Below are 19,312 nucleotides of genomic sequence, written 5' to 3' on the forward strand. Positions count from 1 at the left end.
GATGAACCGCCGGGAAAACGGGCGGAGCCGCTCCAGGTCGTGATCGACCTGGAGCGGCTCCCACCGTGGCGGGCCGGTCTAGACGACGATCTTCTTCGCGTGCCATTCAGCGATCGTGTCCGCGTCGTAGCCCAGTTCGTTGAGGACCTCGTCGGTGTGCTCGCCGAGCAGTGGCGCGCCCTTGATGTCGGGCTGAAACGACGAGAACTTGATCGGGCTGCCGACGGTCAGGAAGGTTCCGCGTCCCTTCTGGTCGACCTCGACGATGCTTCCGCTCTTGCGCAGAGACGGGTCTTGAGCGAGGTCTTTCATCGACATGACCGGCGCGCACGGCACCTCCCACTCGCGCAGGATGTCGACCGCCTCCCACTTCGTCTTGTCCGCCAGCCACTTCTCGATCTCGCCAAAGATGTCGAAGATCTTGTCCTGGCGGGCGCGCGCAGTGCTGTAGGCCGGGTCCTCGACCCACTCCGGCCGGCCGATGGCCTCGGCCGTGCGCTTCCAGTTCTGCTCCTGGATGGTGAAGTAGATGTACGCGTTCGGGTCCGTCTCCCAGCCCTTGCACTTGACCACCCAGCCGGGCTGACCACCGCCGCCGGCGTTGCCGCCACGCGGAACGGCCTCGCCGAACTCACCATTGGGCCACTGCGGGTACTCCTCGAGGTAGCCGACCGCTTCCAGGCGCTGCTGGTCGCGCAGCTTGACCCGGCACAAGTTGAGCACGGCGTCCTGCATCGCTGCCGACACCTTCTGGCCCTTACCGGTCTTGTCACGCTGAATCAGGGCCGTCAAGATTCCGATCAGCAGGTGCATGCCGGTGTTGCTGTCACCGAGGGCGGCGCCGGAGACGGTCGGCGGGCCATCCCAGAACCCGGTGGTCGAGGCGCCACCGCCCGCGCACTGCGCGACGTTCTCGTAGACCTTGAGGTCGTTCCACGACGAGTCGTCGTTGAATCCCTTGACAGAGCCGAAGATCAGGCGCGGGTTCCACTCCTGCAGCTTGTCCCATGACAGTCCCATGCGGTCCATGGCGCCGGGCGCGAAGTTCTCGACGAGCACGTCGGCCCCGCGGACCAGCTTCTCCATCACCTCGAGCCCCTCGGGGGACTTCGTGTTGATTGCCAGCGAACGCTTGTTGCTGTTCAGCATGGTGAAGTACAGAGCGTCCACATCGGGGATGTCCCGCAGCTGATTACGCGTCACGTCACCCCCGCTCGTGCGCTCGACCTTGAGGACGTCGGCTCCGAACCAGGCGAGCATCTGGGTGCACGCCGGGCCCGCCTGGACGCCGGTGAAGTCAATCACCTTGATCCCGGAGAGCGGCAGATCAGTCATGACACGTTTCCTTTCTGAGTTTGTCGATCGTGTCGATATGGATGGTCAGTGCTTGGCAGTGATGCCCTTGGGGTTGAGGTGCGCGATGTTGCCGCTCTCCGTGCCGTCGGAGGGATCGATCACGCAGTCGATGAGCGCAGGCCGACCCGAGGCCAGGGCCTCCCGCAGCGCCGCGCCGACCTCGTCGGGTGTCGTTGCCTGATATCCCTTGCCGCCGAACGCCTTGATCATGTACTCGTGGCGCGCCCGCAGCGCCGTCGGCGCCGGATCGGACGTCGTGGAGGCGTCATCACCGCGGTACACACCGCTGTTGTTGAGGATGACGGTGACGATGGGCAGGTTGTACCGGCAGATCGCCTCCAGTTCCATGCCACTGAAACCGAATGCGCTGTCACCCTCGATCGCGACGACCGGGTCGCCGGTCTCGACGGCCGCGGCGATCGCGTAGCCCATGCCGATGCCCATCACCCCCCACGTCCCGCTGTCCAGCCGGTGCCGGGGCACCTGCATGCCAATGGTGTTGCGAGCCAGGTCGAGTGCGTTCGCGCCCTCGTTGACGACGTACACCTGCGGATTGTCCTTCAGCACATCGCGGACGGCCTGCAGCGCGCCGAGGAATTTCATCGGGTGGGCCGTCAATGCCGCCTCCAGGCGTCCCGCCATCTTCGTGACGTTCTGCTCCGACTTGGCTGCGAGCTCCTCGCGCCACTCCGCCTGAACTGTGATCTGACCGGGCTTGGCGCGCTCCAGTAGAGCCTCCATCACCGACTGGATGTCGCCCACGAGCGGCGCCGCGATCGGCTGATTGCTGTCCATCTCGGCAGCGGCGATGTCGACCTGAATGAACTTGGCGTCCCGGATTCCATTGCGGCGCATCGCCATGTCCGAGCAACCAGTTCAGGCGCGCACCGATGAGCATCACCACATCGGCCTTCTTCAGGGCAAGCGACCGGGCGGTGGCCGCCGACTGTGGATGATCGTCGGGCAGCAGGCCCTTGGCCATCGACATCGGCACGTACGGCGCCCCCGTGGTCTCGACAAACTCGGCGATCTGCTCGTCGGCCTGCGCGTAGGCGGCGCCCTTGCCGAGCACGATCAGCGGTCGTTTCGCGTTGGCCAGCAGGTCGATCGCCGAATCGACAGCCTCGGTTTCGGGTAGCTGACGTGGCGCGGGATTGACGACCCGCCATAACGTGGCGGCGCCCTTCTGGGCGTCGAGCACCTCACCGAGCACCGCGGCCGGAATGTCGAGGTACACCCCGCCGGGACGGCCGGAGACCGCGGTTCGGATCGCACGGGCGATTCCTCGGCCGACGTCCTCGGCCCTTGATACTCGGTAGGCGGCCTTGGCGAACATCCTGGCGGCTGCCAGCTGATCCATCTCCTCGTAGTCACCGCGCTGGAGGTCGACGAGATGCCGCTCGCTGGAACCGGAGATCTGCACCATCGGAAAGCAGTTCGTGGTGGCATTCGCCAGCGCCACAAGCCCGTTGAGGAAGCCGGGCGCCGACACCGTCAGACAGATGCCGGGCTTCTTGGTGAGGAACCCGGCCGCGGCCGCGGCGTGGCCGGCGTCGCTTTCGTGCCGGAAACCGATGTAGCGGATGCCGGACGCCTGCGCCAGGCGGGCCAGGTCGGTGATCGGAATCCCCACGACCCCGTAGATGGTGTGCACGTCGTTCAGCTTGAGCGCGTCCACAACCAGATGGATCCCATCGGTGAGTGCGCCCTGCTCCTCGGTACGCTCTTCCTCCGTATCCGGCAGGGAAGCAATGGTCATGATGTGGGTCCTCCTGGCTGTTCGCGCTTTTCCCTTGTTGCAGTGAGCTTCCCGCGTGGTGCTGCGGGCGTCCAAGTCCTGTCTGCGATCGCCTGATAATCACCGGTTATCACGGGCTGCCGGGGCCTTCGAGGCGAGAAAACTGACTTGTCGACCGGTGGCCTCGAATGCCTTGGCCGCGTTACGCGACTTGGACGAGGTCCTTTCCTGGTAGTTCGAAGAAGTCGTTGAACGGTGTCGCGGCCGCGACGTTCAGGAACGCCCTGGCCGCGACCGAGCCGGGTGCCCCGGCATGGATCGCCATCGAGATCTGGGCGGTGGTGTCCGGTTCGACAAGGCGGATCGCCCGCGCCGCACCGGTCACCGGCATCGCACGCAACCACGTGTGGGGTACCACGCTCGCCCATGCGCCCGTCGCCACATGCGCGTAAAGCGAGGCGACCGAGTCAGTTTCGATTTGCGGTGTGGCAACAGAGCCACTGCTCGCGAACGCCTTGTCGATGAACTGGCGAAACCTCATGTCCGGCGTCAGCAACGCCAGCGGCAGCTGAGCCGCCTCGGCCCACGTGATCGCGCGGACCAGCGGGACGAGCTGCTCGCCCGACACCAGCAGTACATACTGCTCTTTGTAAAGTGGCATCACCTCGAGCCCGGACTGGTCGTCCGGCCCGAAGTGCGCAATCGCGGCGTCCAGCTCGAAGTCCCGCAATTGACGGAGGAGCTCCGTGGACGAGAGCCGGGAGCTGACCTTGACCCCCGCCAGTGGGTGCAGCGCGCAGAATGCGGCGACCGGAAGTGCCGTCATCGTCGAGACGGTGGGACCCGTTCCCAGCCGGAGTGTCGCGGATATGCCGGACCGCATCGCGGCCGCCTCGGCCTTGAGCCCGTCATGCTCGGCCAGCACCCGTTTGGCCCAGACGACGAGGCGCTCGCCCTCCGGTGTCAGGCCCTCGAAGTTCTGGCCCCGGTTGATGAGCGTGATGTTCAGCTCGCGCTCGAGCTTGGCAATGGACGTCGAAAGCGCCGGCTGGGACACGTAGCAGGTCTCCGCAGCGCGTGCGAAGTGGCGTTCCCTAGCCACTGCCACGAAGTACTCCAGCTGGCGCAGTAGCACAGAACGTCCTCCCGGCTAAATTGTATGCAGTATTCGGTATTGCATATGCTAGAGGCAGGCTGGGAAGATGTCCAGCGAACGATCGAATGACGAAGGAGTCTGATGTGGGTGATGGGACCAGCACGATGACCGATACCGCCTCCCGGATGGTCGGGGTGACCGACGAGTGGCTGGCCGCGGCGGTCGTCAGGGAATCCGGCGAGGCGATCGTGGTGACCGATCCGGCCGGCATCATCCGGCTGTGGAACGACGGCGCCACCCGCATCTTCGGCTTTCCGGCCGAAGAGGCGATGGGACAGAACCTGGATTTGATCATCCCGGAAAAGTTGCGGGACCGGCACTGGAAGGGCTACTTCCAGACGATGGCCACCGGGCACACCCGCTACGGCGAATCACTGTTGAGCGTCCCGGCCACCCACCGCGACGGGCACCGGCTTTCGATCGAGTTCAGTGTGGCGTTACTGCGCGACGGCGTCGGCCAGATCGTCGGGATCTCGGCGATCATGCGTGAGGTCACCGAGCGCCGTAACGCCGAGCGCGCATTGCGCGCCAAGCTGGCCGAGTTCGAGAACCGGTCAGGATCCGACTGACCGGTTCTCGCCCCACGCTCCCTCACCGTTCGACGCGAAAGACCCGCACTGAGTCGGTGTAACCGGGGACGCCGCTGCGGCTTCCGGACACCACGACGACCAGGTTGCCCGGATGGCAGATTCCCATGGCGATCAGCGCCCGGCTGACTTCGGCCGGCATGGTCTCCGCCGTGGTCGCCGGCGCGAGCACGGCGGATTCGATACCCCAGGTGAATGCCAGCCGCGCGCGGACCGATTCGTCATGCGCGAAGGCAATCAGCGGAAGCGGAGAACGCTGGCGCGCCAGACGCTGCGCCGTATTGCCGGTGCGGGTGAAGCAGCACAGCGCGACCGCCCCGATCAGCCTGCCCAGCTCGCACGCGGCCGCCGCGACCGCTTCGCTGGTCCCCGCGTCCTCGTCTTCCAGGGCGATCCGCCCCGGGCCCGCTTCCCGTTGGTGCAGTGAGCTTTCTGCCGTGGCGACTATGCGTCCCATCGTCGCCACGGTGTGCGCCGGGTAGGCGCCCACGCTCGTCTCGGCGGACAGCATCACCGCGTCCGACCCATCGAAAACCGCGTTGGCCACATCCGAGACCTCGGCCCTGGTCGGCCGCAGGTCGCTGACCATCGAGTCGAGCATGTGGGTCGCCACGATGACCGGCTTGGCGGCCTGCAGGCACAGGTTGATCGCCCGCTTCTGCACCAGCGGAACCTGTTCCAGCGGCATCTCGACACCAAGGTCACCACGGGCCACCATCAGCCCGTCGAACGCGTCGACGATCGCAGGAAGATCCGAAACCGCCTCAGGCTTCTCCAATTTCGCCATTACCGGCACTCGATTGCCGACCTCGTCCATGACGGCGTGGGCCAGCTTCACTTCCTCGGGAGCCCGGACGAAGGACATCGCGACCATGTCGACACCAAGTTCGAGGGCGAACTTCAGATCTTCGATGTCCTTCTCGGACAACGGCGGAACGCTGACCGCAACACCAGGCAGCGAGATGCCCTTGTTGTCGCTGACCGGTCCCCCGTGCACGACCACGCAGCGCACATCGTCGCCATCCACGTCGAGCACCCGTAGTTCGATCTTGCCGTCGTTGACCAGCAGCCGATCGTCCGCTCGCACGTCGGATGCCAGTCCGCCGTATGTCGTCGAGACCTTGTCATGATCGCCCGGGTACGCCGCCGTGGTGATCGTGATGTGCTCGCCCTCCGCCCACACCACCGGTCCGGAGGCGAACCGGCCCAGCCTGATCTTCGGGCCCTGCAGGTCGGCGAGCACACCGACCGCTCGGCCGCGTTCGGCGGCGATCTGACGCACCGCGTCGTACACGGCCGAATGCTGGTCGTGTGTACCGTGACTGAAGTTGAGCCGGGCCACGTCCATTCCGGCGTCGATGAGTTCGGCCAGCTGCGGTGCAGTCGCGGTGGCGGGTCCAAGCGTGCAGACAATCTTTGCGCGTCGATTCACGATGTTCCTCTCTCAGCCCAGAGCGGGCTGAGTTTCCCTCTCCGAGGGGGTGGCGCCGTTCCGTGCCCCGGGCACCGACGTGCGTGCGAGGAGGTCGGTGGCGGCATGGACGGTGCGTAGCGTGGGAGCCGCTGCGCCGGTCAGATCGGCAAGCTCCACCACCGCGGTGACGATGGCATCGAGTTCGAGCTGCTTGCCTGCTTCCAGGTCTTGGAGCATGGACGTCTTGTGGTGTCCAACGTTCTCGGCCCCCCGCAACCGCTTTTCGATCGAGATGTCGGGAGCGCTGCCCACGCGCGTGGCGATATCGAGCGTCTCCTCCATCAGCTGGATGACGATCTGGCGCGTGTGTGGGTTCTGGCAGATCTCGACCATCGTGGCCCTGGTGAGGGCGCTGATCGGGTTGAACGCCACGTTGCCCATCAGCTTGATCCAGATGTCGCGACGCAGGTCGGCCTCGACCGGAGCCTTCAAACCGCCCGCAATCATGGCTTCGCTCAAAGCTTTACAACGTTCGGAGATCTCCCCCGACGGCTCGCCGATGGAGAAGCGGGTGCCCTCGAGATGCCGGATCACTCCCGGTGCCTCGATTGTGGTGGCGGGATAGACCACGCAACCGATGGCCCGCTGCGGTGACAGCACGGCGCTCGTGGCACCTCCGGGATCCACCGCCTCGATCCGGCGCCCGCGGTAGGGACCGGGCAGTTCGTGGAAGTACCACCACGGGATCCCGTTCTGCGCGGGCAGCACCGCCGTGTGCTCGCCCAGCAGCGGTTCAATCAAGGCCGCGCTGGACGGATAGCTGTGCGCCTTCAGGCCGATGAAAACGTAATCGACAGGCCCGATCTCGGCGGGATTGTCGGTGGCATTGGGATAGGCCACGAAGTCGCCGCGCGGACTGAGCACCCGCACACCGTTCTCGCGCATCGCCCGCAGGTGGTCGTTGCGAGCGATCAAATGGACTTCGGCACCACCGCGGTGCAGTGCGGCACCCCAGTAGGCGCCGATGGCTCCGGCACCGACGACTGCGATTTTCACGAGCGCTCCTCGAGGTCTGAATACTGTATGTACTGGCGTTGCAGCGTGGCCTGGTTCAACGCGGTCGGCCGGGATGAGACTGTTGCATACAGTATGCGATCTGCCTTAGTGTGGCAATGGTCTCACGGCCAATGCTGCCGTGGAGGCGTGACTGACCGGATACCAATCCCCATCCCAATCCCAACCGCCTAAGGCGTTCTGCCCGGCCACAGCCAGGAAGAGGACTATGACGCTGATCGGAGTGCCGCGAGAGTCGGCGACAGGCGAACGCCGTGTCGCACTGGTCCCCAAGGTTGTCGAGCGACTACACGCCTCAGGCTTCACGGTCGTGGTCGAGACCGGGGCCGGGGCCGGGGCGTTGATGCCCGACGAACAATACGTTCAGGCGGGCGCCACCATCGGCGATCCCTGGCCGGCCGACGTCGTGGTGAAGGTGAACCCGCCGACCGCCGATGAGATCGGCCTGTTGAAACCGGAATCGATGATCATCGGATTCCTGGCGCCTCGAACCCATCCCGAGGTCGCCGATGGATTGCGCTTGGCCGGGGTCACCGGTTTCGCACTGGAGGCCGTGCCGCGGATCTCGCGCGCGCAGACCATGGACGCGTTGTCCTCGCAGGCCAATGTCTCCGGCTACAAGGCGGTGCTACTTGCGGCGTCGGTGGCCACGCGGTTCTTCCCGATGCTGACGACCGCGGCGGGCACGGTCAAGCCGGCCAGTGTGCTGGTCCTCGGTGTCGGCGTGGCCGGCCTGCAGGCACTGGCCACCGCCAAACGGCTCGGCGCCAAGACCACCGGTTATGACGTACGTCCGGAGGTGGCCGACCAGGTCCGCTCGGTCGGTGCACAGTGGCTGAACCTCGGCGGCAGTGCCATTGCCGCCGCTGGTGGCGGCGGTTACGCCCGCGAACTCACCGACGAGGAGCGCGCCCAGCAGCAGCAGGCGCTGGAGGATGCGATCACCAAGTTCGACGTGGTGATCACCACCGCATTGGTGCCGGGACGTCCGGCGCCCCGGTTGGTGACCGCCGCAGCGGTCGAGGGGATGACGGCAGGCAGCGTCGTGGTGGACTTGGCCGGTGAGACCGGCGGCAACTGCGAGCTGACCGAGCCTGGTCAGACCGTGATCAAGCACGGGGTGACGATCGCGTCGCCGCTGAACCTGCCGGCCACCATGCCCGAGCACGCCAGCGAGCTGTACTCCAAGAACATCACCGCCCTGCTCGATCTGATCGTCAAAGACGGCGTGGTCGCACCGGATTTCGCCGACGAAGTGATCGCCGCGTCCTGCGTGACGCGCAATCTCGAGGGAGACGCGTAGATGTATGACCAGCTGTTGGCCAACTTGGCGATCCTGGTGTTGTCCGGGTTCGTCGGGTTCGCTGTCATCTCGAAGGTGCCCAACACCTTGCACACACCGCTGATGTCGGGCACCAACGCCATTCACGGCGTCGTCGTGCTCGGTGCGCTGCTCGTGCTGGGCAAGGTCGAGCATCCATCGCTGGCGATCCAGATCATCCTGTTCGTGGCGTTGGTCTTCGGCACGCTCAACGTCGTCGGCGGCTTCGTGGTCACCGACCGGATGCTGGGCATGTTCAAGGGCAAGAAGAAGGTGCCGAACGCCGACAAGGCCTCGGCTGAGCTCGCGGCCGCTGCCGCGGTGACGAATGGGCACGCGCGATGAACTATCTCGTTACGGTGTTGTACATCATCGCTTTTGCGATGTTCATCTACGGTCTGATGGGTTTGACCGGCCCGCGAACCGCGGTGCGTGGCAACTGGATCGCCGCCGCAGGTATGGCCCTGGCGGTGATCGCCACGCTGGTCTATATCCGGCACACCGAGAACTGGGGCCTGATCATCGCCGGCCTGCTGCTCGGCGTGGTGCTGGGTGTCCCGCCTGCGCGGATGACGAAGATGACGGCGATGCCGCAGCTGGTGGCGCTGTTCAACGGCGTCGGCGGCGGCACGGTCGCGCTCATCGCGCTGTCGGAATTCATTGACACCAAGGGATTCTCGGCGTTCCAGCACGGCGAGACACCCACGGTGCACATCGTGGTCGCCTCGCTGTTCGCCGCGGTCATCGGATCGATCTCGTTCTGGGGCTCGATCATCGCCTTCGGCAAGCTGCAGGAGATCCTGCCCGGCAAGCCCATCGGAGTCGGCAAGGCCCAGCAGCCGCTGAACCTGCTGCTGCTGGTGCTCGCCGTCGCCAGCGCCATCGTGATCGGCCTGGCCGCCCATCCCGGCAGCGGCGGTGCGTCGCTGTGGTGGATGATCGGCCTGCTGGCCGCCGCGGCGATCCTGGGCTTGATGGTGGTGCTGCCCATCGGTGGCGCCGACATGCCGGTGGTGATCTCCCTGCTCAACGCGCTGACCGGATTGTCGGCGGCAGCAGCCGGATTGGCGCTCAACAACACCGCGATGATCGTGGCAGGCATGATCGTCGGCGCCTCAGGTTCGATCCTGACCAACCTGATGGCCAAGGCGATGAACCGCTCCATTCCCGCGATCGTGGCCGGCGGCTTCGGCGGCGGCGGTACGGCCGCATCGAGCGATGACGATGGCGACAAGGTGGTCAGGGCGACCTCGGCGGCCGACGCCGCGATTCAGATGGCCTACGCCAACCAGGTCATCGTGGTGCCCGGCTACGGGCTGGCGGTGGCGCAGGCTCAGCACGCCGTGAAGGACTTGGCGAGCATGCTCGAACAGCGTGGGGTGCCGGTGAAGTACGCGATTCACCCGGTGGCCGGCCGGATGCCCGGGCACATGAACGTGCTGCTGGCCGAGGCCGACGTCGAGTACGACGCCATGAAAGAGATGGACGACATCAACGACGACTTCTCCCGCACCGACGTCACGATCGTCATCGGCGCCAACGATGTCACCAACCCCGCGGCGCGCAACGACCCCAGCTCACCGATCCACGGCATGCCGATCCTCAACGTGGACCAGTCCAAGTCGGTGATCGTGCTCAAGCGCTCGATGAACTCCGGCTTTGCCGGCATCGAGAACCCCTTGTTCTACGCCGCCGGCACCACAATGCTGTTCGGCGACGCCAAGAAGTCCGTCTCACAGGTTGCCGAGGAACTCAAGGTGCTCTGACCGGCCGGCGCCGACGTACCCTATCAGCCCTCTGCCGAGCAACTGAGCTCGAGCAGAGGGCTGATAGGTCTCGGCTATCGACCGGTAAGCGAGGGGTCTTTGACGCCTGTACACGGACGAGTGACTATGATGGGCGAACGCACTAGCACCGAAATATTCGGGTGTTAGCCAACATTCGGCCCCGCTCATTCGAATAGGACAGTCCGCGACCAATGACTGCAAGTGACACCACCGGCGTTGAGAATCCCAAAGTCAAGCCGCCGAGAAAGTCGGCAGCCGGGATCCCGGCGGTGGTGCACGCGCTGGAGTACTCACTCGAGCAGACCTCGCTTCGGCGAACCGCGATCAATCTGCTGAACATCAACCAGGCGAACGGGATCGACTGCCCGGGCTGCGCCTGGCCCGAGCCTGAGGCAGGCAAGCGTCACGCCAACGAGTATTGCGAGAACGGCGCCAAGCACATCAACGACGAGGCGACCACCCGTCGGGTCACGCGCGAATTCTTCCGCGAGCACTCTGTCTCCGAGCTGGCGGGCAAGTCGGACATGTGGCTCAACGAGCAGGGCCGGTTGACCGAACCGATGGTCAAACGGCCCGCCTCCGACCACTACGAACCGATCACCTGGGACGATGCGCTCGACCTGCTCGCTTCCGAAATGCACGGTCTCGATTCGCCGGACGAGGCACTGTTCTACACCTCGGGACGCCTCAGCAACGAAGCGGCGTTCCTGCTGCAGCTGCTCGTCCGGGCCTTCGGCACCAACAACCTTCCCGACTGCAGCAATATGTGTCACGAATCCAGCGGTTCCGGGTTGAACGAGACCCTCGGCGTCGGCAAGGGCAGTGTCAGTCTCGACGACTTGCACGAGGCGGATCTCGTGTTTGCCGTCGGGATCAATCCCGGAAGCAACATGCCCCGCATGCTGTCGGCTCTGGAGGAGACCAAACGCAACGGCGGGTACGTCATCGCCGTCAACCCGCTGCCCGAGTCGGGACTGATCCGGTTCAAGAATCCACAGAAGGTCAGTGGAATTCTGGGCAGGGGAACAACAATCGCCGACCAGTTCCTGCACATCAAGCCGTGTGGGGACCTGGCGCTGTTTCAAGCGATCAATGCCCGGCTGCTCGAAGCCGAGGACGCCAACCCCGGCAGCGTGCTGGACCTCGAGTTCATCGACACCCACACCACCGGCTTCGCGGAGTTCGTCGACCACACGCGGGGCGTCTCGTGGCCGGATGTCCTCGAGGCCACCGGACTTTCGCGGGGCGACATCGAGAATGTCGTCGACCGCGTGCTGGCAAGCAAGAAGATCGTCGTCTGCTGGGCGATGGGCGTCACCCAGCAGAAGTACGGCGTGGCCACCGTCCGCGAGATCGTGAACTTCCTGATGCTGCAGGGTAATTTGGGCCGTCCGGGCACCGGCGTGTGCCCGGTCCGTGGGCACAGCAACGTCCAGGGCGATCGGACGATGGGCATCTGGGAGAAGATGCCGCAATCGTTCCTCGACGCGCTGGAGCGGGAATTCGGCTTCACTCCCCCGCGGGCACATGGGCTGGACGCGGTTGACTCGATTCGCGCCATGCGTGACGGGCGGGCGAAGTTGTTCATCGGTTTTGCAGGCAATTTCGTGCGCGCGACACCCGACAGCGATCTCACCGAGCGCGCCATGCGCAACTGCCGCCTGACGGCACATATCTCCACGAAGCTCAACCGCTCACATACGGTGTGCGGTGAGATCGCCCTCATTCTGCCCACACTGGGCCGCACCGACCGTGACGTTCAGGCCGGTGGTGAGCAGTTCGTCACGGTCGAAGACTCGATGAGCATCGTGCACCAGTCCCACGGCCGGCTCACCCCTGCTTCTGAACATCTGCGCAGCGAGGTCGCGATCATCTGTGGGCTCGCGCGCCGGGTCCTCCGCGACACTGCGGCCATCGCCTGGGACGAGTTCGAGTCCGACTACGACGTGATCCGCGAGGCGATTTCGCGGGTGGTGCCTGATTTCGAGGACCTCAACGAACGGATCCGCAAGCCGGGCGGCTTCCGGCTGCCCAACGCGGTCAACGAGTACCGCTTCAACACGCCGTCGGGCAAGGCGGTGTTCACCTGCAACACCTTCAACCGGATCCAAGTACCCGCCGGGCATCTCGTGCTCCAGACCATGCGGTCGCATGACCAGTGGAACACCATCCCCTACGCGCCCAACGACCGCTATCGCGGGATCAAGAACGCACGGCGGATCGTGTTGGTCAATCCCGCCGACATGGAGGAGCTGGGCCTGGTCAATCAGCAACTCGTCGACCTGGTCAGCACCTGGGAGGACGGCATCGAGCGCCGCGCAGCGGACTTCCGGGTGATCGCGTATCCCGCCGCACGGGGTTCGGCCGCGTCGTACTACCCGGAGACCAATGTGCTGGTGCCGCTGGACAGCGTTGCCGAGATCAGTAACACGCCCACGTCCAAGGGCGTGTTCGTCCGGTTCGAGCCGGCAGTCGAACGGCCGTCGATGTCGGATGCCGACGACGAACGCGTCTCGCTGGTCGACAGCCGCTGAGGGGGTCAGCGGCGCGTGTCGTCGACCTGAGACCGTCGGCGACTATCGACGCGCGAGTCGTCTGCTGCGCAGCGCAGTTGTCCGGCCGCTGCCCTGTCCCGAGTTGTGCATCTGCCAATACATGCCGGCGTAGTGTTCGGCAATCGGTGATTCGGCCTGCTCTGACGGGACGACGTCACCGGCGTTCTGTCGCCAGCCGCACAGTGCGGCTTCCAACTGATTCGCCACTGCCCCAGCACCGTCGGTCGGCGTGGCGAGAAGATTGCGGGTTTCACCCGGGTCACGGACGAGATCGTAGAGTTCGCGGTCGGGCTGTGGTACGCCGACTTGCGGCGCCATCACGCGCACCGACGATCCGGTCTGGAACTCCAACGACACCGCCGGCGAGGGCCGATGGTGGTAGGTCTCGAGGTAGCTGTAGTCCTTGGTTCGGATCGCGCGGGCTCTGTCGAACGAATCGAGATAGGACTTGGAACTGAAGATCTCGCCTCTGACCGGCGATATTTCGAGGCTCGACGTCAACAGGTTGTGCGCGTGGGACTTTCCGTCGATGTTACCGGGCTCGTCGATACCGACCAGGCCGAGCAGTGTCGGTAGCAGATCCACCCCGCTGAACAGCTCGTCGTAGACCCTCGGAGTCACACCGGAGCCTCGCGGTGGCCGCACGATGAGGGCGATCCCGGTACCAGCGTCATAGAGGGTGGACATCGCACCGGGAAACGCCGGCCCGTGATCGGTCAGGAACACCACCCACGTGTTGGCGTCCAGTCCGGTGTCGGCGAGAACGTCGAGCAGCTGACCCACGGCCGCGTCGGCGATCGTGATCGCACCGTAGAACTCCGCGAACTCGCGGCGAAGTTCGTCGCTGTCGGACCAGCAGACGGGCAACGTCACGTCGTCGAACTCGGCGGGCTTGTACCGTTCCCGGGGATAGGGTCGATGCGTTTCGAAGAATCCCGCCGTCAGTAGGAATGGCTCGACGTCGGCCGCCCGCTGACGCAGCCAGTCCCCGGCGTGCTCGACGACGTATTCGCAATACGCGTTGGTCACGTCGTACTCGTGATAGCCCAGCCGGGACGGAAGGGCCGTTTCGTGCTGCATACCGAAAAGCGCCGAGTACCAACCCGCGCCGGACATGATCTTGGGCAAGGTGCGGACCCCCGACCGGTACTCCCAGCCTTGGTGAACCGGCCGGATCAATCCGTGGCTGTGCGGGTAGCGCCCGCTGAACATCGACCCCAGCGCCGGTGAGCAGAGCGGCGCCGTGGCATGCGCCCGGGTGAGGAGGATTCCTTCGGCGGCCATCGCGTCGAGCCGCGGACTACGCACGCCATCACGCCCGTATGCGCCCAGGAACCGCCCCAGGTCGTGGCACTGAACAATCAGCACGTTGTCGCGTCGCAGATTGGGCATGGCCCCTCCTCATGCTGATTGCATACTGTATGCACTCAGTCTGACGGATGCAGGCACCGCTGTCCAGCGTTCAGACCGATCTGTTTACCGCCCGAAAGTCCGTCACAGATACGGGTCCGTCCAGGCAGCGATGATCCGGGCCGCCCGCGCCGCCTGGTTCTTACCGGTGAGGAGATGGTCGGCGCCTTCGAGCGAGACGAAGCTACGCGGGTGCCGGGCGGCACGGAAGATGTCGCTGGCGTTGGCGATGCCGACGGTGTTGTCGGTCGGCGAATGCATGACGAGCAGCGCTCGACGCAGGGTGCGAATCCGCTCACGGAGATCGGCGGCGCGGACGTCGTCGATGAAGTGCCGCTTGAGGGTCAGCCCCTTTCCGCCGATCAGGAATGGAGCCTCTCCTTCGGCCTCGATGCGATGGACGAGGGCGTCGTAGTTGTGCTCGACGTGAGCGGGCTGGAACGGGGCGCCGATGCTGGCGACGGCAGCCACGGTCGGGCAGTCGTGGGCGGCGGCGATGACGGCGGCGCCGCCGAAGGAATGCCCTACGAGCAACCGCACCTCGTGGCCCGAGTCGTTCATGAACTGCACCGCGCGCACGGTGTCGTCGACCTTGTGGGAGAACGATCCGTCACCCCAGTCCCCCTCGGAGTCACCGAGGCCGAGATTGTCGAAGCGCAGCATGCCGATGCCGTCGGCGGCGAGCTGCTTGCAGATCCGGCTCGCGGCCGGGCTGTCCTTGCCGAGCGTGAATCCGTGCGCGAAGACGCCCCAGCCACGGACCTCGTGCTCCGGGGGATCGATCAGGCCCGCCAGGCTCGGGCCCGTGCTGCTGCGGAAGCTGACGCGCTCGGCCACGCTATCTCGCTGTGGGTGACCGATTGGCGGTGGCCACGAACTCCTGTTCGGGGCGCCCGGTGCTGCCGTAGCGGAGCTGGATCTTGACCTTGCCGGTGGTGGCCAAGGTGGCCAGGTAGCGCTGAGCCGTCGCCCTGGAAACGCCGATCGCGGCAGAGACCTCGGCGGCCGACATCGGCTCTCCGGACATCTGAAGAGCCTCCAGCACAAGCTGTTTGGTGGGCGACGTGGCGGCCGTCGACGGCTGCTGGACCGCCACGCGGGGACGGAGCGCATCCAGGGCGGTGTCCACGTCGTTCGGGCCGAGATTGGGACCCGCCAGAATGCGGCGGTAGCGGCCGTAGCCCGCCAGCCTGGCCGCGAGCTCGGCGGGCGCGAAGGGTTTGACCAGGTAGCTCAACGCCCCCGCCGCCATGGCGGCGCGGATGGTGTCGGCCTCCGTGGCCGCGCTCAGAGCCATTGCGTCACAACGCAGCTCACGGATGAAGTCGACACCCGACCCGTCGGGCAGATAGACGTCGACCAGCGCAAGGTCGACGACGTCAGCCTTGCGCGCGCCGGCGAGGGTGTTCACCGTGGCCGTCACCGAGAAGCCCGGCAGCGCGTTGACGATGCCGGCGTGCATGTTCGCGACCCGGAAGTCGTCGTCGACCACCAGCACCGTCAGTTCTGTGCCGCCCATTGCGCTTCCTCCTCGACCATCACGCCCGGCAACCGGGCGATGAACTCTGCGCCGCACAGCTCGGCGGTCGGGTCACCCGGACTGGACAACCAGACGTCCCCATCGAGCGCGCGGCTGATCTGTCGCGACAATGCCATTCCGATTCCCCGGCCACCGGGAATCGCGGATTGCGGCTTCGTCGACTTGCCTTCGGTGAACACGTGCTCGACGAAGTCGGGCTTGACCCCGTCTCCGCTGTCGGCCACCGTGATGTGCAACGTCGAGCCGTCCTCCAGCAGTTCGACTTCCACGACCTTGGTGTCGTGGTGGCCGGTACGCGCCGCATCGATTGCGTTGTCGAGCAGGTTGCCCAATACCGTGGTGACGTCGACGGGCAGCGCCAGCCGGCCCGACACCCAGGTGTTCTCGCCGATGATCAGCGTCACTCCCGCTTCGCGGGCAGAAGCGGCCTTCGCTGCCAGGAAGGCCTGCAAGAAGGCATCCTGAACGGTCTCGATCCCCGGAAGCGCCGACCCCAGCGGACCCGAACCGAGCAGCTCCTCCAGGTACTTGGCGGCCTCCTCGACGTGACCGCTGTGCAGCAGTCCATTCAGCAGGTGCAACCGATTGGCGAACTCGTGGCGCTGAGCGCGCAGTGCTGTGCTCATCAACTGGACGGCGTCGAGTTGGCGCGTCAGTGACTCGACATCGGTGCGGTCGCGCACCACGAGCACCGTCCCCAGGTCGCGTCCGTCGCGGGACACCCGCCGTGCCGATACCACCACGATCCGGTCGCCGACGGTGGCGATGGTGGGTGACGATTCCGCGGACTTGAAAACCTCGAGCACCCGCGGCGTCAATCCGACCTCCCCGACCGGCCGACCCGGCTCGGTGCCGATCTCCAGAAGACGGCACGCCTCGTCGTTGACAAACGTTGTCCGCCAGGATGTGTCGGCGGCCAGCACGCCTTCACCGATGCCGTGCAATACGGCGGCCTGGCCGCGCACCATTTCGGCCAGTTCGGCCGGCTGCAGTCCGAGGGTGAGCGCCCGCCACCGCCGAGCCAGCAGCATTGAGCCGACGATGCCGATCAGCAGCGCCAACCCCACGAGCACGGCCGCCGTTCGCACATCCGTCCAGAGTTGCCGGTGCACGGCCGACGTCGAGACACCGACGCTGATCTCGCCGATCACGCGGTTCGAATCGAGCTGGAACACAGGCACCTTCGCGCGCACCGACGGTCCGAGGGTGCCGGACTGGCGCAGCACCACCGCGTGTCCCGCCAACGCCTCGGCGGGATCGGTGCTGACGTGCCGGCCCAGTGCCGACCGGTCTGGGTGAGCCAGCCTGATGCCCTGGTTGTTGGTGATCACCACGAACAACACGTCGGTGCTCTTCTGGACCTCCGAGGCGATGTACTGCAACTGGCCGGCAGCCAATTCATTCGTCAGCGCGGCACTTGGCGTCAAGGGGGCAGCGTCATAGCGCGCGACATCGGCACGGACCGCGGGTGCCGCGGCCACCACCTGGGCGATGTCCAATGCGCGGGTACCGACTTCGGCGGCGATCCGCTGATGACTGAGGAAGGCAAGCAACCCCCCTGCGAGCCCGAGCGTGAGCGCCACCACCGCGATTTGCAGCAGCAGCACCTGGGTGGCGAGCCGCACATCGACGCGGGCCTTCCATGCCATGCGCCAAGCGTACGAGGGTTGCTGAGCAGAATGCGCAAAACGTCGAAATCGCAGACTTCCACCCCTAGTGCGCACAAGCGAGGAACCACTGCCCCACACGCATAGCTTTGGTCGGCAACCCGCCATGAGGAGCGAAGATGACCAGGCCACTGAGCAAGACGCATCGCAACTCGGACGCGCATGTGCGGTCCGATATCCAAGACGCGCCACCCACGTCGATGAAGCGGGTGGCCCTGGCCAGCTATGTCGGGTCGGCCATCGAGTACTACGACTTCTACATCTACGGCACCGCCGCCGCGCTGGTGTTTCCGAAGGTGTTCTTTCCGCATCTGGGCACCAGCATGGCCACCGTCGCATCCATGGCCACCTTCGCGGCCGCCTTCTTCTCGCGTCCGGTGGGCGCCGCCTTCTTCGGGCACTTCGGTGACCGTCTGGGCCGCAAGACAACCCTCATTGCGACCCTGTCGATCATGGGCCTGTCGACCCTGGCGGTGGGCCTGGTACCCGGTGCGGTCACCATCGGGCTCGCCGCGCCGTTGATTCTGCTCGCATTGCGTCTGGTGCAGGGCTTCGCCGTCGGCGGCGAATGGGCCGGATCCGCGCTCCTGGCCGCCGAATATGCACCGGCGGAGGCCCGCGGCCGCTACGGCATGTTCACCCAAATGGGTGTGGGTAGCGGGCTGGTGATGAGCAGCCTGCTCTTCCTCGTCGTCAACTCGACGATCGGGGAAGCCAGCCCGGTCTTCATGGATTGGGGCTGGCGGTTGCCGTTCCTGTTCAGTGCGGTGTTGATCATCATCGCCCTGTACGTGCGGCGCAGCGTCGCCGAGACGCCCGTGTTCGCCGAGCAGAAAGCGCGTGCCACCACCCCCGCTTCGCCGGTTTCCGCGCTGCTGGGCTCTCAGCGGCGCGAGGTGCTTCTCGCCGCAGGCGGTATGGTCGGCTTCTTCACTTTGGGCTTCATGGCCAACACCTACCTGACCAGTTACGCCCATACCCATCTGGGATATTCGCCGCAGACGATCTTGTCCGTCGGCGTCATGGGCGGTGTGGTGGCGCTACTGTTCACGGCATTGTCGGCCGTCCTGTCCGACATCTTCGGACGCCGGCGGATCATCATGACGGGGTTCGCCGCCGGCGTGCCATGGTCCTTCGCCGTGATCCCGTTGCTCGATACGGGCCGGCCGGCGCTGTTCGCGGTGGCGATCGCCGGCACCTATGCGGTTGCGGGGATGTCGTACGGCCCGATGGCGTCGTTCATCCCGGAGATCTTCGCCACCCAGTACCGCTACAGCGGCGCCGGTCTCGCCCTCAATCTGGCGGGTTTGCTCGGCGGCGCCGTCCCACCATTGGTCGCCGCGCCGCTGATGGCGGCCCGGGGCACCCTGGCTCTCGGCGTCTTGATGGCGCTGATGGTGCTCACCAGCCTGGTGTGCACGTGGCGGCTGCCGGAAACCAAGGGCACCACATTGCGTCGACGCGGCTGAGCGCCCGCGCATCGAGACTGCGGCCAGCGTCCGGTTTTCCGCCGGTTGACGATTTGGCTGCAGTCTCGCTGCGCGTCTGACACCGCAACCGCGCCAGCACCCCCCGAGCACAATGCGCAAAAGCCTCATATCGCTCACTTCGCCAACTAGTGCGCACAAGCGAGCCATGCCGATCCGCGAACCGTAAATTCGGCCATATCAGATAAACGAAACGGGCGGAAATTCGAAACAGGAAAAA

14 protein-coding genes and 1 pseudogene are annotated in these 19,312 nt (G+C 65.7%); 6 read left to right on the plus strand and 9 right to left on the minus strand.

Going from position 1 to position 19,312, the window contains the following annotated elements:
- Positions 1-78: 78 nt before the first annotated feature.
- The 3 genes and pseudogenes from frc to ACVWWN_RS31575 form a co-directional block, all read right to left on the minus strand.
- Positions 79-1,335 (minus strand): formyl-CoA transferase, encoded by a 1,257-nt coding sequence (gene frc / locus ACVWWN_RS31565; protein ID WP_457147361.1) that lies wholly within the window; start codon positions 1,333-1,335, stop codon positions 79-81.
- Positions 1,336-1,380: 45 nt separating this feature from the next.
- Positions 1,381-3,115, minus strand: a pseudogene (oxc, locus tag ACVWWN_RS31570) (oxalyl-CoA decarboxylase).
- Positions 3,116-3,296: 181 nt separating this feature from the next.
- Positions 3,297-4,229, minus strand: coding sequence for a LysR family transcriptional regulator (locus tag ACVWWN_RS31575; protein WP_457147362.1), 933 nt, complete (start codon positions 4,227-4,229; stop codon positions 3,297-3,299).
- A 104-nt stretch (positions 4,230-4,333) separates the two neighbouring features.
- Here ACVWWN_RS31575 and ACVWWN_RS31580 point away from each other — a divergent pair, with 104 nt between their 5' ends.
- Complete coding sequence (locus ACVWWN_RS31580) at positions 4,334-4,819, plus strand: PAS domain-containing protein (RefSeq protein ID WP_457147363.1); 486 nt, start codon at positions 4,334-4,336, stop codon at positions 4,817-4,819.
- A 22-nt stretch (positions 4,820-4,841) separates the two neighbouring features.
- Here ACVWWN_RS31580 and pyk read toward each other — a convergent pair whose 3' ends face one another.
- Positions 4,842-6,269, minus strand: a complete 1,428-nt coding sequence (gene pyk, locus ACVWWN_RS31585; RefSeq protein ID WP_457147364.1) for a pyruvate kinase — start codon at positions 6,267-6,269, stop codon at positions 4,842-4,844.
- 12 nt (positions 6,270-6,281) lie between these two features.
- Positions 6,282-7,307 carry a 2-dehydropantoate 2-reductase gene (locus ACVWWN_RS31590; RefSeq protein WP_457147365.1) on the minus strand — a complete coding sequence of 342 codons (1,026 nt, stop codon included), beginning with the start codon at positions 7,305-7,307 and terminating at the stop codon, positions 6,282-6,284.
- Between the two features lie 226 nt (positions 7,308-7,533).
- Here ACVWWN_RS31590 and ACVWWN_RS31595 point away from each other — a divergent pair, with 226 nt between their 5' ends.
- From ACVWWN_RS31595 to ACVWWN_RS31610, 4 genes are all read left to right on the plus strand, one after another.
- Positions 7,534-8,628: a Re/Si-specific NAD(P)(+) transhydrogenase subunit alpha gene (locus tag ACVWWN_RS31595; RefSeq protein ID WP_457147366.1), complete on the plus strand. Its 1,095-nt coding sequence runs from the start codon at positions 7,534-7,536 to the stop codon at positions 8,626-8,628.
- Positions 8,629-8,991 carry an NAD(P) transhydrogenase subunit alpha gene (locus ACVWWN_RS31600; protein WP_457147367.1) on the plus strand — a complete coding sequence of 121 codons (363 nt, stop codon included), beginning with the start codon at positions 8,629-8,631 and terminating at the stop codon, positions 8,989-8,991.
- The gene (locus tag ACVWWN_RS31605; RefSeq protein ID WP_457147368.1) at positions 8,988-10,412 is read left to right on the plus strand and encodes an NAD(P)(+) transhydrogenase (Re/Si-specific) subunit beta; all 1,425 of its coding nucleotides are present in this window, start codon (positions 8,988-8,990) and stop codon (positions 10,410-10,412) included. Before ACVWWN_RS31600 ends, ACVWWN_RS31605 begins: the two co-directional genes overlap by 4 nt.
- A 212-nt stretch (positions 10,413-10,624) precedes the next feature.
- The gene (locus ACVWWN_RS31610) at positions 10,625-12,967 is read left to right on the plus strand and encodes an FdhF/YdeP family oxidoreductase (protein WP_457147369.1); all 2,343 of its coding nucleotides are present in this window, start codon (positions 10,625-10,627) and stop codon (positions 12,965-12,967) included.
- Between the two features lie 42 nt (positions 12,968-13,009).
- On the opposite strand, the gene ACVWWN_RS31615 is transcribed toward ACVWWN_RS31610, so the two are convergent.
- The 4 genes from ACVWWN_RS31615 to ACVWWN_RS31630 form a co-directional block, all read right to left on the minus strand.
- Entirely contained in the window at positions 13,010-14,380 is a 1,371-nt protein-coding gene (locus ACVWWN_RS31615; protein ID WP_457147370.1) for a sulfatase family protein, read from the minus strand.
- Between the two features lie 102 nt (positions 14,381-14,482).
- A complete protein-coding gene (locus ACVWWN_RS31620; RefSeq protein ID WP_457147371.1) occupies positions 14,483-15,235 on the minus strand; it encodes an alpha/beta hydrolase family protein in 753 nt (250 codons plus the stop codon).
- 1 nt (position 15,236) lies between these two features.
- Positions 15,237-15,917: a response regulator gene (locus ACVWWN_RS31625; protein ID WP_457147372.1), complete on the minus strand. Its 681-nt coding sequence runs from the start codon at positions 15,915-15,917 to the stop codon at positions 15,237-15,239.
- Positions 15,899-17,587, minus strand: coding sequence for an ATP-binding protein (locus ACVWWN_RS31630; RefSeq protein ID WP_457147373.1), 1,689 nt, complete (start codon positions 17,585-17,587; stop codon positions 15,899-15,901). Before ACVWWN_RS31630 ends, ACVWWN_RS31625 begins: the two co-directional genes overlap by 19 nt.
- Before the next feature lie 218 nt (positions 17,588-17,805).
- Between ACVWWN_RS31630 and ACVWWN_RS31635 the strand changes: the two genes are divergently transcribed.
- On the plus strand, positions 17,806-19,074 hold the full coding sequence (locus ACVWWN_RS31635; RefSeq protein ID WP_457149353.1) for an MFS transporter: 1,269 nt from the start codon (positions 17,806-17,808) through the stop codon (positions 19,072-19,074).
- Positions 19,075-19,312: the final 238 nt, after the last annotated feature.

Source organism: Mycobacterium sp. URHB0021, assembly GCF_054057895.1.

Excerpts from the sequence above, each read along its gene's own strand:
- ACVWWN_RS31610 (WP_457147369.1), top strand. The coding sequence starts at position 10,625 with ATGACTGCAAGTGACACCACCGGCGTTGAGAATCCCAAAGTCAAGCCG.
- ACVWWN_RS31605 (WP_457147368.1), top strand. The coding sequence starts at position 8,988 with ATGAACTATCTCGTTACGGTGTTGTACATCATCGCTTTTGCGATGTTC.
- ACVWWN_RS31615 (WP_457147370.1), bottom strand. The coding sequence starts at position 14,380 with ATGCCCAATCTGCGACGCGACAACGTGCTGATTGTTCAGTGCCACGAC.
- ACVWWN_RS31630 (WP_457147373.1), bottom strand. The coding sequence starts at position 17,587 with ATGGCATGGAAGGCCCGCGTCGATGTGCGGCTCGCCACCCAGGTGCTG.
- ACVWWN_RS31625 (WP_457147372.1), bottom strand. The coding sequence starts at position 15,917 with ATGGGCGGCACAGAACTGACGGTGCTGGTGGTCGACGACGACTTCCGG.
- ACVWWN_RS31635 (WP_457149353.1), top strand. The coding sequence starts at position 17,806 with ATGAAGCGGGTGGCCCTGGCCAGCTATGTCGGGTCGGCCATCGAGTAC.
- ACVWWN_RS31600 (WP_457147367.1), top strand. The coding sequence starts at position 8,629 with ATGTATGACCAGCTGTTGGCCAACTTGGCGATCCTGGTGTTGTCCGGG.
- frc (WP_457147361.1), bottom strand. The coding sequence starts at position 1,335 with ATGACTGATCTGCCGCTCTCCGGGATCAAGGTGATTGACTTCACCGGC.
- ACVWWN_RS31595 (WP_457147366.1), top strand. The coding sequence starts at position 7,534 with ATGACGCTGATCGGAGTGCCGCGAGAGTCGGCGACAGGCGAACGCCGT.